Annotated in this window: 14 protein-coding genes; 13 read left to right on the plus strand and 1 reads right to left on the minus strand. The window is 62.2% G+C overall.

Going from position 1 to position 13,247, the window contains the following annotated elements:
- Positions 1-1,321: OmpP1/FadL family transporter (locus BLR85_RS05455; RefSeq protein WP_093151191.1), on the minus strand; the 1,321-nt coding region annotated here is incomplete at its 3' end.
- Positions 1,322-2,086: 765 nt separating this feature from the next.
- Between BLR85_RS05455 and BLR85_RS05460 the strand changes: the two genes are divergently transcribed.
- From BLR85_RS05460 to BLR85_RS05520, 13 genes are read left to right on the plus strand one after another with little or no spacing between them, the layout of a single operon-like run.
- On the plus strand, positions 2,087-2,584 hold the full coding sequence (locus tag BLR85_RS05460; protein ID WP_093151194.1) for a Na+/H+ antiporter subunit E: 498 nt from the start codon (positions 2,087-2,089) through the stop codon (positions 2,582-2,584).
- On the plus strand, positions 2,577-2,837 hold the full coding sequence (locus tag BLR85_RS05465) for an MrpF/PhaF family protein (protein WP_093151198.1): 261 nt from the start codon (positions 2,577-2,579) through the stop codon (positions 2,835-2,837). Before BLR85_RS05460 ends, BLR85_RS05465 begins: the two co-directional genes overlap by 8 nt.
- Positions 2,834-3,169 carry a monovalent cation/H(+) antiporter subunit G gene (gene mnhG / locus BLR85_RS05470; RefSeq protein WP_093151201.1) on the plus strand — a complete coding sequence of 112 codons (336 nt, stop codon included), beginning with the start codon at positions 2,834-2,836 and terminating at the stop codon, positions 3,167-3,169. The genes BLR85_RS05465 and mnhG overlap by 4 nt, the downstream gene beginning before the upstream one ends.
- Positions 3,166-3,420 (plus strand): hydrogenase subunit MbhD domain-containing protein, encoded by a 255-nt coding sequence (locus tag BLR85_RS05475; RefSeq protein WP_068307510.1) that lies wholly within the window; start codon positions 3,166-3,168, stop codon positions 3,418-3,420. Before mnhG ends, BLR85_RS05475 begins: the two co-directional genes overlap by 4 nt.
- A complete protein-coding gene (gene mbhE / locus BLR85_RS05480) occupies positions 3,417-4,118 on the plus strand; it encodes a hydrogen gas-evolving membrane-bound hydrogenase subunit E (protein WP_093151204.1) in 702 nt (233 codons plus the stop codon). The genes BLR85_RS05475 and mbhE overlap by 4 nt, the downstream gene beginning before the upstream one ends.
- Positions 4,115-4,474 carry a sodium:proton antiporter gene (locus BLR85_RS05485; RefSeq protein ID WP_212635018.1) on the plus strand — a complete coding sequence of 120 codons (360 nt, stop codon included), beginning with the start codon at positions 4,115-4,117 and terminating at the stop codon, positions 4,472-4,474. The genes mbhE and BLR85_RS05485 overlap by 4 nt, the downstream gene beginning before the upstream one ends.
- The gene (locus BLR85_RS05490) at positions 4,468-7,596 is read left to right on the plus strand and encodes a proton-conducting transporter transmembrane domain-containing protein (protein ID WP_093151208.1); all 3,129 of its coding nucleotides are present in this window, start codon (positions 4,468-4,470) and stop codon (positions 7,594-7,596) included. The genes BLR85_RS05485 and BLR85_RS05490 overlap by 7 nt, the downstream gene beginning before the upstream one ends.
- The gene (locus tag BLR85_RS05495) at positions 7,593-8,498 is read left to right on the plus strand and encodes a respiratory chain complex I subunit 1 family protein (RefSeq protein ID WP_093151212.1); all 906 of its coding nucleotides are present in this window, start codon (positions 7,593-7,595) and stop codon (positions 8,496-8,498) included. The genes BLR85_RS05490 and BLR85_RS05495 overlap by 4 nt, the downstream gene beginning before the upstream one ends.
- Before the next feature lie 3 nt (positions 8,499-8,501).
- A complete protein-coding gene (locus tag BLR85_RS05500; RefSeq protein ID WP_212635019.1) occupies positions 8,502-9,194 on the plus strand; it encodes an NADH-quinone oxidoreductase subunit B in 693 nt (230 codons plus the stop codon).
- Positions 9,195-9,199: 5 nt separating this feature from the next.
- Positions 9,200-9,730 carry an NADH-quinone oxidoreductase subunit C gene (locus BLR85_RS05505; protein WP_093151217.1) on the plus strand — a complete coding sequence of 177 codons (531 nt, stop codon included), beginning with the start codon at positions 9,200-9,202 and terminating at the stop codon, positions 9,728-9,730.
- A gap of 1 nt (position 9,731) precedes the next feature.
- A complete protein-coding gene (locus BLR85_RS05510; protein WP_093151220.1) occupies positions 9,732-10,910 on the plus strand; it encodes an NADH-quinone oxidoreductase subunit D in 1,179 nt (392 codons plus the stop codon).
- Between the two features lie 3 nt (positions 10,911-10,913).
- Positions 10,914-12,710, plus strand: a complete 1,797-nt coding sequence (locus BLR85_RS05515; RefSeq protein WP_093151223.1) for an FAD-dependent oxidoreductase — start codon at positions 10,914-10,916, stop codon at positions 12,708-12,710.
- A complete protein-coding gene (locus BLR85_RS05520; RefSeq protein WP_093151227.1) occupies positions 12,707-13,201 on the plus strand; it encodes a ferritin family protein in 495 nt (164 codons plus the stop codon). The genes BLR85_RS05515 and BLR85_RS05520 overlap by 4 nt, the downstream gene beginning before the upstream one ends.
- The last annotated feature ends 46 nt before the right edge of the window (positions 13,202-13,247 follow it).

Raw genomic sequence — 13,247 nt, forward strand, 5'->3', positions numbered from 1 at the left:
ACCAACTGTAGCTGGCGCCGAGGACGAATTCGTTCTGGGACATCTGCAGTTCGATGTCCTGCTCGTTGAACGGGATGGTCTCGTTGCGGCCGGAGACGGAGTTGCTGAAGGCGTGGGTGTATGCGCCGTGGATCTTCCAGTTGTCGTTGACCGCGTAGGTGGCGCCCACGGAGGCGTGCCACTGGATCGTCGCCGGTGCGAGGGTGTTGAACAGGACTTCCTCGTCGTCGATGAACTGGGAGGCGTAGCTCACGCCACCGCGGAAGGTCCATTTCTCGTCGTGGCGATAGATGGCGCCGACGCGGAAGATATCCATGTCCTTCCAGCCGAATCCGGGGCCGTCATCCTCGCCGAGGCGCGCGTCGGTCGGGTCGATCACCGAGCCGCCATTGGCGATGGCCTTGATCTGGCTGTAGTAGATCCGCTGATATTCCGCGGTGAAAGTGAAGCGCGGGTCTGCGGCGGGTGTGTAGGCGGCGCCGATCAGGAGCGTCGCGGGGATGTCGAAATCGCCCTGTTCCGCGAAGAGCCCCGAATACCTGTCGAACTCACTCATCCAGATGCGTGAGCGATAGGAGATGCCGATATCCCATTCCTCGTTGGGCTCGTAGAGCAGGCCGACATTGAAGCCCCAACCGCGGGACCAGGAATCGTCGTTATTCGTCACGTTGGCGGGATCGCTGGACATGCTCTGGAAGAGTTCCAGCCCGGTGGCGGAGAAGCGCTGCACGGCATAGATCGGCGCGAAACCGAGCGAGAGTTGTTCATTCACCTGGTAGCTCACGTTCAGGCCGATGAAGACCTGTTCGAGGTTCACGCCAAGCGGCGAGGATGAGAACCCGGCGGGTGAACCATTGAATTGCAGCAGGCTGCTGTCGAAGATGTTGGTGTCGTACTCGGTGTTCATGCCGCCGTTTCCGTAAACGACGAACCCGAGCGACATGCGCTCGTTCAGGCGCCAGTTGGCGCCACCGCAGGGAATGAAGAAGTAGTCGTTTTCGCTGGTATGCTTGCCGGGGACCAACGCCTGCATGCCGCCGTAGCTGTCGGTCGAATCGATGTCGATGCTCCGGCTGGGGGCGAAGGTGGTGATGCAGAAGCCGGCAGAGTTGCCGATCTTGTTCCCGGCGGCCGGGTTCTGGGCGAGGCTGAGAACGCCGGACGGTACTGCAACCCCTGCACCTGCCATCCCCTTGGAGGCTGCGCCATAGCCGTTGGCGAAATAGCCGTTGGTTGCCTGCGCGGGGCCTGCGGCGGCTCCGAGAAGAACCAGCCCTGCCATGCCTGCGATGGCACGCTGATTCCGAACGGATTTTGTCATGGTGCGTTTCCTCCAGATCCGTGACACGGTGGAGATCGATCGCGAACTTGTTGGAAGCTGTCCGCACCGTTCTGCGCACCGTTTTCGTACATTTGAATGCCTGCATGTTTTATCTGATTCCGTCACAAAAACGTGACCCGAACGGAAATTTCTTCGCCGGGTGGGGCCAAACTGCGTCACTTATCTCGACCTGAGACAATCTGGACCGATCGGGTTGGCCGTGGGAGCGCTATGCCAGCGGGCCGATCCGCAGCGTCGTGAATGCCCCGGTATCCATACGAAGCGGTATCCCCTGCGGAGGGTCTCGACTTAGCACACCACCCCTGACTTGCCTCCATCTCGCCGCTGCACCATTCGTGTTTCGCGCTGTTTTCTTGGTTTCATTGGTAGGTAGGGCCCGGTGTTCTCTTCAACCGACAGCTCGGCCCTTGCAGCGCGTATGGCGTTGTTGGGGAGTGCCCAGACGGCAATCCGTAGCGTTCTTTCAGGCAGTGCCGTCCGGGTTTCCGGCACCCCTTTTGTCCTTCGCGAGACGGGTTGCCGCCGTTTGGACCTCCCCCTTGCGACGTTTTGCGCAGATACACATCCCGAAAAAAAACGATCCCAATTTGTCCGAGATCAAATCACAACATTCGAATGTGTGCTTGAAGGCGAGCACGGGACGCGCACTCCTTCCACGTTCGCCTAACGCACGAAGCTATCGCCTTCACGCGAGCGCCAAAGGTTACGGTACGCCCCGCTCTCAACTGTGCTGCGGAGGCCTTCATGAGCGATACGTTCGCATCTGCTAAACTCTTCGCCATCACGTTCCTGTTCTGGATGCTGCTCAATGGCGCGCTCGCGCTTGACGTGATCCTTGTCGGTGCGCTCGTTGCCGGCGCGATCACGTTCTTTCTGGGCGGCAGCCTGCATTTCCTGTCGGGATATCGGCTGACCGGCGCTTCCGCGCGCGCGACGGTCGGATATGTCGGCTACTTCTTCAAGGAACTGGTGAAGGCGAATATTTCTGTTGCCCGGGTCGTGCTCGATCCCGCCCTGCCGGTGGTGCCCGCAATCGTCAAGGTGCGCACGCGTCTGCGCAATCCTGTCGCGCGGCTGCTCCTGGCCAACTCCATCACCCTGACCCCCGGAACGCTGACCGTCGAGATGACCGACGAGTGGCTTTATGTCCACTGGGTGGTCGCCCGGACAACCGACCCGGAAGCCGCGACCGACGCCATCGTCGCCGGTTTCGAGAAGTATCTGGAGGTCATGTATGACTGATACACTCCTGTTCCCCGGCTGCATCGCCATGCTGGCCTTTGCCCTCGGGTTCTGGCGTTTCGTCGTCGGACCCCGCCCCGTGGACAGGATCGTCGCTTTCGACGGCCTGACCGTGATCGCCGTGACCGGGCTGGTGCTCGCCGCATTGGTGTCGGGCCGCGGCATCTACCTCGATGTTGCGCTGGTCTATGCACTTCTGTCTTTCCTGGGGGTCATCGTCGCGGCCCGTTACATTGAGGGAGGCGACCAATGATCGTCCTGACCGCTCTCGGTGTCGCCACAATGTCCATTGGCACGGTGTTCCTTGCGCTTGCCGGTCTCGGCCTGCGGCGGATGCCCGACACCTATACGCGTATTCAGGCCGGCACGAAGGCGACGACGCTCGGCACGATCCTGGCTCTCGTCGGGGCGGCGCTGATCATGCCTGAATGGACCGTGAAACTGGCGCTGATTGCACTGTTCTTGATGTTCACCAACCCGCTGTCTTCGCAAGTGCTGGCGCGAGCGGCGCATCGTGCAGGCGTTCCTGCAACCCGCGAGACCAGAACTGACGCTCTGGCCGAGGACAAGGAGGGATTGGCATGAGCACGTTGATGCTTGGTCTGGGGCTGGTGATCGCGTTGGCGATGGTCGGCGCGGCTGTGGTGGCGCTTGTCACCCGCTCGACGGTCACCGCCGTGTTGGCGGCGGGGCTGGTCAGCCTTTTCGCTTCGGTTTTCTTCGTCGTCCTGGCTGCACCGGATGTGGCGATGACCGAGGCCGCCATCGGCTCGGGCCTCACCACGTTCCTCTTCTTCTTTGTTATGGGCCGGATCCGGCGGGAGGGTGAGAAATGATCCGCAAAGTTGTGATCGGACTCATGGTCGCGTTGCTTGGCGTTGCCTTCTGGACGCTGACCTCTGGCTACGTCCCGGATGCGGAACTGAACCGCACCGCTGCCTACTACGCAGCCAATGCCGAGAGCGAGGTCGGGGCCCCGAATATCGTGACCGGCATCATCGTCACCTGGCGTGGTCTCGACACGCTGGGCGAGGTTACGGTTCTCTTCCTCACCTCCGCGATCATCGCGCTCGTGCTGTCGCAGTCGAAAACGCCCAAAGGGGCGTCCGGAGCGGGCCTTCTGCCTTCGGGCGAACTGCTTGTCACCGGGGCGCGAATGCTGGCGCCGCTGATCGCCCTCTTCGGTGCCTATGTCATCATGAATGGCCACCTGACGCCGGGTGGCGGCTTCCAGGGCGGTGCCATTCTCGCTTCCGGCGTGTTGCTGAGCTTGCTGGCAGAACCTTCCCGCCGTTTCGGTCACACGGTGATCGCGCGGATCGAGAGCTTCTCCGGAACCTTCTATGTTCTCGTCGGGCTTGCAGGCATGGCATACGCCGGAGGTTTTCTCGACAACGGGATCCTGCCGCTCGGCCGATTTGGCACCATGCTCTCGGCGGGAGCAATTCCGCTCATCTCGATCCTGATCGGGCTCAAGGTTGGTGCGGAATTCTCCTCGATCCTCGAATCCCTGCATGAAACGGAGGATGCATGATGGCCCAGATCGCCCTTGCAACAGGCTTTGTGCTGATCCTTGCCGGCCTCTACGGTGCGCTCACCAATCGTGACATCCTGCGCATGATCGTGGCCTTCACCATCGCCGATACCGGCGTGAATGTCGTGCTCGTCGCCGTGGGCTACATGCCGGGACGGACCGCGCCGATCCTCGACGCGGCGGTCCCCGTGGCCGTAGCGTCGCAGCGCATTATCGACCCGGTGCCGCAGGCGCTGGTCCTCACCGCCATCGTCATCGGCCTCGGCATCACAGCGCTGATGCTCGCCTATGCCTACCGGTTGTTCCGGCTGCGTCACAGCCTTGATATCTCGAACTTTACGGAGCTGAAATGGTAAGCCCGGTCCTTATAATTGCCATCGGCCTCGGCACGGCATTCGCCCTGGGGCTGCTGGGATCTACCCGCAAGACCCTCCTCTTCGGCGTAACGCTTGCTGCCCTGGCCGCCATGGCCACGATCAGCCTCATCTGGCTCGTGGCCCTCGCCACCGGCGCCACGGAGACGGCAGAGATTCATACAGCCGGTGTGGCCCCGCCCTTTGCGATCAACCTGCGCGTGGGTATCGCCGAAGCCGCGCTGCTTGCGACAGTCACCCTCACCGGGTTGCTCGCGGCGCTGTCGCTGCGTGCGCAGCTTCTCACCCTCGGACGCGGCGGCATGGCGGTACTGTTGGTGCTGGTCATGGCCATCTCGGGCCTCGTGATGACGCGCGACCTCTTCAACATCTTCGTCTTCATCGAACTGGTCGCCATTGCCACCGCCGGCCTCGTGCTGCTCTCCGAGGACACCCGCGCCGTTTGCGCCGGTTTCAAATTCCTCGTGGTCAGCCAGATCATCGCGATCCTGCTGCTGGTTGGTATCATCTTCACGTATCACGCGAACGGCTCGCTCAATATCGACGATATCGGCGCGACCCCTGTCGCCGCCCAGGGCGCGGCCCTGGCGATGTTCCTGCTGCTGATCGCGCTCGTGATCGAACTCAAGCCCTTCCCGGCGAATGGCTGGGCTCTCGACATATATACCAGCGCGCATCCCGGCTTCTCGGCGATCTTCTCGGCCGCCACCGGCAGCGCAGCGCTGTTCGTTGTCGACAAGGTCGTCGCACCAGCCGGTGCCGAGTGGCTGCCGCTTCTGACCGGTATCGGGTTGCTGAGCTTTGTCGGCTCCAATGTCGTGGCGCTTCGGCAAGACAATGACCGCCGCCTGCTCGGATATTCCTCGGTCGGTCAACTCGGTCTCGTGCTCGCCGTGATCGGCCAGCGCGATGTGCTGGGCGACGCCTATCTCTACGTCGCGGGCGGGCTTGTCCTGTCCCACGCCGTGGCCAAGGCAGGCCTGTTCTGGATGTCTGCCATCCTGCGCGGCCGCAAGCTTCAGGACTGGGCCGCCATCCGCGCCCGCGCGCCGATGGTGCTGGCCTTCGCCACGTTCATCGCCATGCTCGTCGGTCTTCCGCCCTTCCCGGGTTTCTACGCCAAGTGGGACCTTGCGCAGGCACTCGTGGCCGCGGGGCGGCTGCCGGTTCTCGGGCTGATCCTGCTCGGCGTGCTGATCGAAGCCGCCTATCTCTTCCGCTGGTTCGGCTTCGCCATCAAACGCGAAGCGCCGGAAAGCGGGCTCTCCGCCAACATGGTGGATTGTGGCATCACCTTCGCAGCCGTCGCCGGCGGATGGGCCCTTGGCTGGATCTGGGGCGCGATCCCGGGACAGCACAATGTTCTCGCAACACTTCCGGTGCTGGCTGTTGTGGCATTCATCGCCCTGGAGCCGCTCCCTGCGAAACTCAAGAACGTGCTCGCCATCGCGGCGCTGCTCGGCTGGTTCGCGCTGGTCTACGGTGACTATGACCCGATGCGCCTGATCTTCGCGGTCGTAATGATCCCCGGCGGGGCTGTCATTCTCCTCGCCTCCTTCTCGGAGACGGGACGGCGGATCGGTTTCTACCCGTCGGCCATGGCAATGTATGCCGGTCTCGCGCTGCTGCTCGAAGCGAACACTTTCTTCGAGTTCTTCGCAGCCTGGGAGGTAATGACCCTCGGCTCCTACTTCCTGATCCTGCGTGGTCGGATGTCGGAACCGCACGCGCTGAGCTACATGCTCTTCTCGCTCGGTGGCGCCTTTGCGTTGCTCGCGGGCTTCGCGCTTGCCTCCGGCGGGGTCCAGCCCTTCGCGCTTGACCAACTCGGTACGGTCACGGCGGAACTGGCGCCTTGGGTCTTCGTCCTTCTGGCGATCGGCTTCATGACCAAGACCGCGGCCATGGGCCTCCATATCTGGCTTCCCGGCGCACATGCCGAGGCCGAAACGGATGTTTCGCCCATGGTCTCCGGCATCCTGCTGAAGGCGGGGCTCTTCGGCCTCTTCGTGATGCTGATGCAACTTGGCCGGCAGAGCCTTTGGGGTGTCGACCTGACGGTCGTGCTCGCCTGGATCGGCGCAATCTCCGCCTTCCTGGGCGCGGTGCTTTCGATCTTCCAGGAAGACGCCAAGCGGCTGCTGGCCTACAGCTCGATCAGCCAGATGGGCTATGCGCTCTTCGGCGTCGCGCTGATGAACCACCTCGGCTGGCTGCTGGCGATGATGTTCGTCATCAACCACTACGTCTACAAGTCGATGCTCTTCCTTGCCGTGGGCGGCGTCTACAAGCGTACCCATACCAAGCTGATGTACCAGATGGGTGGGCTGATCACGCTGATGCCCTTCACCTTCGTCTCGGTACTGGTGGGGATCATCGCCATGTCCGGCGTTCCGCCGCTTTCGGGCTTCGGCGGCCGTTGGATCTTCTACAACGCGATCATGGATGCCGACCTGCGCCTGCCGCTGATCCTGATCTTCATGGCGGGTCCGATAGGCTTCCTCTACCTCTTCCGGCTGATCCACACGATCTTCCTGGGGCAACTGAAGGATCCGCACCGGCAGCTGAAGGAGGCACCGTTCTGGCTGGTGCTGCCGCAAATGATCTTCGCCGCGTTCCTCATCGCCTTTGCCGTTCTGCCCGGAATGGCGCTGCAACGGGTCGATGGCTATATCGGCTCGATCTTCGGCGACCAACCGCTTATCTGGCAGGGCCGCGCCATCACGTCCGAGTTCGGCTACTGGAACCCGGTCGCGATCATGGTGGTGATCGCGGTGGTCTTCGTCGCGGTCTTCCTGATCCTGATCGCCAAGAACCACGACGCCCAAAAGGTGAAGCAGTTCAACATCGTCTTCTCCGCCGAGCGGCCCTACCGCCCCGAGACGACGCATTTCGCGTGGAACTTCTTCGCCCCCTACCGCAAGGCAATGGGCATCCTTGAAACCCCGGTCGTCACCTCCTTCTGGGGCGGCGTGACGGACGGCGTCAACGGCGCGGCGGAGTTCACCCGCCGCTTCTACACCGGCAACGGACAGACCTACGCGGCGCATGTGCTGCTCTTCGTGGTTGCCGTTTACCTGATCGCCATGGGAGGCGTCGCATGACCTTCGAGTGGATCCAAGTTCCTTACGCGCTCGCCACGCTGTTCATCATCCTGAACTACGGGCTGCTGATGACGGCGGTGGTGCAAAAGCTTGCCGCCCGGGTCGGCGGACGGCCGGGCATCCCGGTCTGGCAGAACTATATCGACCTGGTGAAGAACTTCGCGCTCCGCTCGAAGATCAGCCATGGCGTGATGTACTATCTCGGCCCGGTCTTCCGGCTTTCGGGCGGGATCGGCCTCATCTTCTTCGTGCCGACAATCTACGGAAGCACCTGGGCGCAGAACTTCTCCTTCGCCGGAGACCTCATTCTGGCGCTTTACTTCATCTTCTTCGGCACCTTGGGGATGGCGCTTGGCGCTGGTGAAAGCGGACACCCGCACTCGGCCATCGGCGTCTCGCGCGGGCTCGCGCAGGTGACGGCGGCCGAACTGCCGATGGCGCTGGCGGTCTACGCAATCGCCATCCAGTACCAGACTCTCTCGATCACCGAGATCGTGGCGGCGCAGCAGGGTGGGCTGTTCAACTGGACGCTCTTCACCAACCCGATCGCCGTCGCGGCCGCGATGTTCGCCTATGTCGGCACGACGATGCGCTCGCCCTTCGACGTGGTGATCGCGCCGCAGGAGATCCCGATCGGCCCGCCGACGGAATACCACTCGGCCTACCTAGCGCTGATGCAGACCAACCGCGTGATCTTCCCCATCGCCAAGACGATCATCTACATGAACATCTTCTTCGGTGGGGCGACGAACTGGGCGGAATTCGCGATCAAGGTCTTCCTGCTCTACATGATCCCGGCCGTGATCGGCGTGGTTCACCCGCGCTTCCGGGTCGAGCAATCCATCCGCTTCTTCCTGAAATGGGGCCTGCCCGTGGGCGTGCTCGCAATCCTGATGGTGTGAGATATGAAAGACGTTGACGACAAGTTCCTGAAGAACATCGACAAGGAGTTCCCCCTGCGGGAGGAGCTGCGTCCCCGGACCGTGACGACACCCGATGGTCAGGAGATCGAGATCGAACCGCTCAAGGATTATTTCTGCGAGGCGGCGCCGAAGGTGCATCCCAAGGCCTATATCCCGATCGTCGAGAATTTCTACAACTGGGCGCGGGCCAACTCGCTCTGGATTCTCGGCTTCGGTACCGGATGCGGCGCCATCGAGATGCGCCCGCTGATGACCCCGCGCTTCGATGCGTACCGCTACGGCATCCAGTGGCGCCCGACGCCGCGGCAGGCGAACCTGCTGATGATCTCGGGCTATCTCTCGGTGAAAACGCTCAAGCGCGCGGTCCGCGCCTACGAGCAGATGCAGGGGCCGAAATACGTGGTCGGACTTGGGTCCTGCACCATCAATGGCGGCATGTACTGGGATAGCTACAATACGATCAAGAAGCTGGACCAGTACCTGCCCGTCGATCTTTACATTGCCGGTTGCATGCCGCGCCCCGAGGCGCTGCTCGCCGGCTTCATGGATCTCAAGAAACTGATCAAGGCCGGGAAATGCGAAGGGGCGAACAAGTACGCCGAGAACTTCGCGTTCTACAAAGAGAACCAGAAGTCCGTGATCAAGGACTGGGATATGCCGGATTACAACTGGTGACGGAAATGCGCGACATACATGCAAGACTGAAACAACGCCATCACCTGGGCCAGTTCGAAAGACAGCGCCCCGGCCTCGCCTTCTTCACGGTGCCGCGGGAATACCTGCGCGGCCTGCTGCTGGATTTGCGCGACAAGGAGGGGTTCAGCCACCTTGTCCTGCTGACGGCTGTGGACTGGATGGAAGAGGGGCTGTTCCAGCTCACCTACATGCTCAACAACCGTGCCGAGGACGTGACCTTCGGCATTCGCGTGATGCTCGACAGGGACGAGGCCGAGGGCGACAGCATCCACGATCTCTGGCCCACTGCGGAGACCTACCAGCGCGAGCTCAAGGAGATGTTCGGTATCAATTTCCCCGGTTCGCCGCGGATTGACGACGAGTTCATCCTCGAAGGCTGGACCGACCTGCCGCCCTACCGGCGCGACTTCGACAGCCTCGCCTACTCGCAGCAGACCTATGCCGAGCGTCCGGGCCGTGTGACCCACGATCCGCGAGAGCACATGAAACAGAAACTTTATCCGGACGGGGTGTGACATGTTCAGCTTCAAACCCGACCGCAGCCAGTATCCCGCCGCAGGCGAAGACGGAAAGCTCGAGATCGACCTAGAGACGGGCAAGTATCTCAAGCTCTGGCAAGGTCCGAACCACCCCGGCATCACGGGCAACATGTCGGTCGAACTGACCGTCTGCGGCGACGAGGTCGTGAAAGGTACGACCCATGTCGGCTACCTGCACCGCGGCTTCGAGAAGCTGATGGAACGGCGGACCTTCATCCAAGTCTTCCCCATCGTCTGCCGCGTCTGCGTGCCCGAGCCCGACTTCAACGAGTATTGCTACGCTGCGGCGGTCGAGGATCTCGCTGGCATCGAGGTGCCGGAATATGCCGACTGGATGCGGACGCTGATCCTCGAGATGGGCCGCTTCAACAGCTACATGATGTTCCTTGGCGGCATCGGCGGCGCGCTCGGTCTTGGCATCACCGGCCAGTGGATGACCTATCTGCGCGACATCATGCTCGACCGTTTCGAGGAACTGACCGGCGCCCGGATCTATCACATGTTCATCCTGCCGGGCGGCGTTCGCGGGCATCTGCCCGAGGGGTTCGAGGGGCGCATGGAGGAGGTGCTCGACACCGCCGAGCGTTACCTGGCCGATATCGACAGGGTCATGTTCTCCAACTCTGTCTTCAAGACCCGGACGCAAGGCGTGGGCTATATCGACCCTGCGCTCTTCGAACCTTATGGCGTCACCGGTCCCAATGCCCGCGCCGGCGGCGTGGCCAAGGACCTGCGCAAGGACAGCCCGTATCTCGTCTACGATCAGCTCGATTTCGACGTGGTAACGCATACTGACAGCGACATCTGGGCCCGTTCCAACGTGCGCCGGCAGGATGTGCAGGTCTCCATCGACCTGATCCGTCAGATCCTGCGCAAGATGCCGAAAACGGGCCCTGCCATGGCGAAGATCCCCAATGTCCTGCATTGGAAGATCCCGCGCGGCGAGACCTACATCAGGGGCGAATGCTCGCGCGGCGAGTACGGCTACTACCTCGTGTCGGACGGATCGGGCTACCCGCGCCGTATCAACGTGCGAGGGCCGAGCTACACCCACGCGATGGCGCTTCTGGAACATATGATTCCGGGAACGAACATCTCCGACGTCGCAGCGCTGATGGTGTCGCTGCACACCTATCCCCCCGAGATCGAGAGGTAAGCCATGGGCCTGCGCGAAGTCCTCACCCCGTTCACCGTCTGGAAACGCGTCTTCGACGAACCAGTCACGATCAAGGACCCTATCGGCCGTCCGGGCGCAGACCGCTATCGCGGTTTTCACCAGAACGACATGGACAAATGCATCGGCTGCGGCACCTGCGAGACGATCTGCCAGAATGCGGCAATCGACATGGTGCCGATTGAAGGAGTCGAGCCAGAAAAGGGCGATTCCGGTTTGCGCCCGCAGATCGACTATGGCCGCTGCTGCTGGTGCGCGCTCTGCGTCGATGTCTGCATGACCGGCTCGCTCACCATGTCGAACGAGTACACATGGGTGGATACCGACCCCGACAAGTTCCGCTTCATCCCCGGCATCGACGGCGACTGGAAGGACGACGTCGCGGGTTATGAACGCGAGGGCCAGCGGGTGCTCTCGGGTGTCGAGCGGATTCATATGGAGGAGATGGAGCCGGAGGCGCGGATCTGCAATTTCGACGAGATCGTCGCCGGGTACACGCGGGAAGAAGCGGTGCTCGAGGCAGACCGTTGCGTCGAGTGCGGTCTTTGCGTCGCGACCTGCCCGGCGCATATGTCCATCCCCGATTACATCGCCGCCGTGCGTGACCAGGATTACGACCGCGGGTTGCAGCTTCTCTACGAGACCAACCCGTTCTCCGAGGTCTGCGGTCGTGTCTGCACTCACAAATGCGAGTCCTCCTGTGCCGCGCTGCACGAGGGCGACCCGATCGCCATTCGTTGGCTCAAGCGCCACATCATCGACGAGGTGCCCTTTGATCGCCGCATCGAGCTGATCGGCCAGCCAGTCGAGCCCAACGGTCGCAAGGTGGCGATCATCGGCGCAGGTCCGGCCGGCCTGACGGCTGCCTTTGATCTGGCACGCGCCGGAACCAGCGTCGTGGTCTACGAGGCGCTGGAACATGCCGGCGGGATGATGCGCTATGGCATCCCCGAGTACCGGCTGCCCTACGACGCGCTCGACCGCGATATCGGCGTGATCCAGGCGATGGGCGTGGAGATAAAAACCAGCTGCCGCGTTGGCCGCGACGTCATGATGGAGGATCTCCAGCGCGAAAACGACGCCGTGGTCCTTGCAATCGGGCTGCACATGGGCCGCTCGACCCGCGTTCCCGGCACCGATGGCCCGGGGGTCGAGAAGGCGGTAGACCTGTTGCGCCGTATAACCGATGGCGAAGAGGTGCCGGTTCCGGAGCAACTGGTGGTGATCGGTGGCGGCAACGTCGCGATGGATATCGCCCGTTCCATGGCCCGGCTGCAGAAGGCCAAATACGGCGAGGTCGGGATCACCCTCACGGCACTCGAGGATATCGATCATTTCCTTGCCGATCCCGAGGAGGTCGTCGAGAGCCGGGAGGAAGGTGTCGAGATCTTCGATGCCCGCGGACCGCAAGAAGTGATGCGCGACGCGTCTGGCGCGGTGACGGGCCTGCGGACCTGGCGCGTCAAGTCGATCTTCGACGCCGAAGGCCGGTTTGCGCCCGCCTATGACGAGAGCGACGAGCGTGTTCATGCCGGCACCATGGTGATCGAGGCCATCGGCCAGGCGGCCGACACATCGCTGCTCGGCGAGGCCCTGACCGAGGCGCTGGAATGGAACCGTGGCCGCATCCGCATCGACGATGCTTTCCGGACATCGGAACCCTGGCTCTTCGCGGCCGGCGATGCGGTGAAAGGACCCGATGTGATCACTGCGGTGGCTGACGGCCATCGCGTTGCCCGCACGGTGATGGAAGAATTCTCAGCAAGGCAGGTGATGCAATGACCGAGGCGAGCAAGGAGCGACTGTCAGGAAAGGCAACGGTACGGGAGATTTTCGACGTTGCCACGGAGTTCGAAAGGGTCGCGCACCGTTTCTACTCCGAGCTGATTCCGAACGTGTCCAAGAACATTCGCTGGCTGGTGGAGGAACTGGCCGAGGAAGAACTGGAGCATGTGGAGCTGTTTTCCAACCTGGGGAAAAATCCCGAAGTCGAGTCGGTGATGGCAGCGGAAATTGCCCGCCCGGTGGCGGACAGCAAGTTTTCCGATTGCGTGCATACACCGGATCTCGGCGCCAACCCGGATGATCAGGCTGTGCTGCAATACGCGCTGATGCGGGAAAGCGCGGCCATGGATCAATATACCGAACTTGCCGAAAGCGCCCCGGAAGGTCCGCTGAAGGAAGCCTTTGTCTTCCTTGCCAACGAAGAAACCAAGCACAAGGCGGAACTGGAGAAGATCTACTACGAGATTGTCCATTCGGGCGGCGTTTGAATCGGCTGAACCGCACCTCCGCTTTGGCGGACGGTAAGGTTGCGAT

Origin of the sequence: Aliiruegeria lutimaris (assembly GCF_900099935.1) — a bacterium.
GTDB classification, from domain to species: Bacteria; Pseudomonadota; Alphaproteobacteria; order Rhodobacterales; family Rhodobacteraceae; genus Tropicimonas; species Tropicimonas lutimaris.

Bases quoted from the DNA above. Each gene is read 5' to 3' on its own strand.
- BLR85_RS05475 (WP_068307510.1), top strand. From the start codon at position 3,166: ATGAGCACGTTGATGCTTGGTCTGGGGCTGGTGATCGCGTTGGCGATG.
- BLR85_RS05460 (WP_093151194.1), top strand. From the start codon at position 2,087: ATGAGCGATACGTTCGCATCTGCTAAACTCTTCGCCATCACGTTCCTG.
- BLR85_RS05505 (WP_093151217.1), top strand. From the start codon at position 9,200: ATGCGCGACATACATGCAAGACTGAAACAACGCCATCACCTGGGCCAG.
- mbhE (WP_093151204.1), top strand. From the start codon at position 3,417: ATGATCCGCAAAGTTGTGATCGGACTCATGGTCGCGTTGCTTGGCGTT.
- BLR85_RS05485 (WP_212635018.1), top strand. From the start codon at position 4,115: ATGATGGCCCAGATCGCCCTTGCAACAGGCTTTGTGCTGATCCTTGCC.
- mnhG (WP_093151201.1), top strand. From the start codon at position 2,834: ATGATCGTCCTGACCGCTCTCGGTGTCGCCACAATGTCCATTGGCACG.
- BLR85_RS05465 (WP_093151198.1), top strand. From the start codon at position 2,577: ATGACTGATACACTCCTGTTCCCCGGCTGCATCGCCATGCTGGCCTTT.
- BLR85_RS05515 (WP_093151223.1), top strand. From the start codon at position 10,914: ATGGGCCTGCGCGAAGTCCTCACCCCGTTCACCGTCTGGAAACGCGTC.
- BLR85_RS05510 (WP_093151220.1), top strand. From the start codon at position 9,732: ATGTTCAGCTTCAAACCCGACCGCAGCCAGTATCCCGCCGCAGGCGAA.
- BLR85_RS05490 (WP_093151208.1), top strand. From the start codon at position 4,468: ATGGTAAGCCCGGTCCTTATAATTGCCATCGGCCTCGGCACGGCATTC.
- BLR85_RS05500 (WP_212635019.1), top strand. From the start codon at position 8,502: ATGAAAGACGTTGACGACAAGTTCCTGAAGAACATCGACAAGGAGTTC.
- BLR85_RS05495 (WP_093151212.1), top strand. From the start codon at position 7,593: ATGACCTTCGAGTGGATCCAAGTTCCTTACGCGCTCGCCACGCTGTTC.
- BLR85_RS05520 (WP_093151227.1), top strand. From the start codon at position 12,707: ATGACCGAGGCGAGCAAGGAGCGACTGTCAGGAAAGGCAACGGTACGG.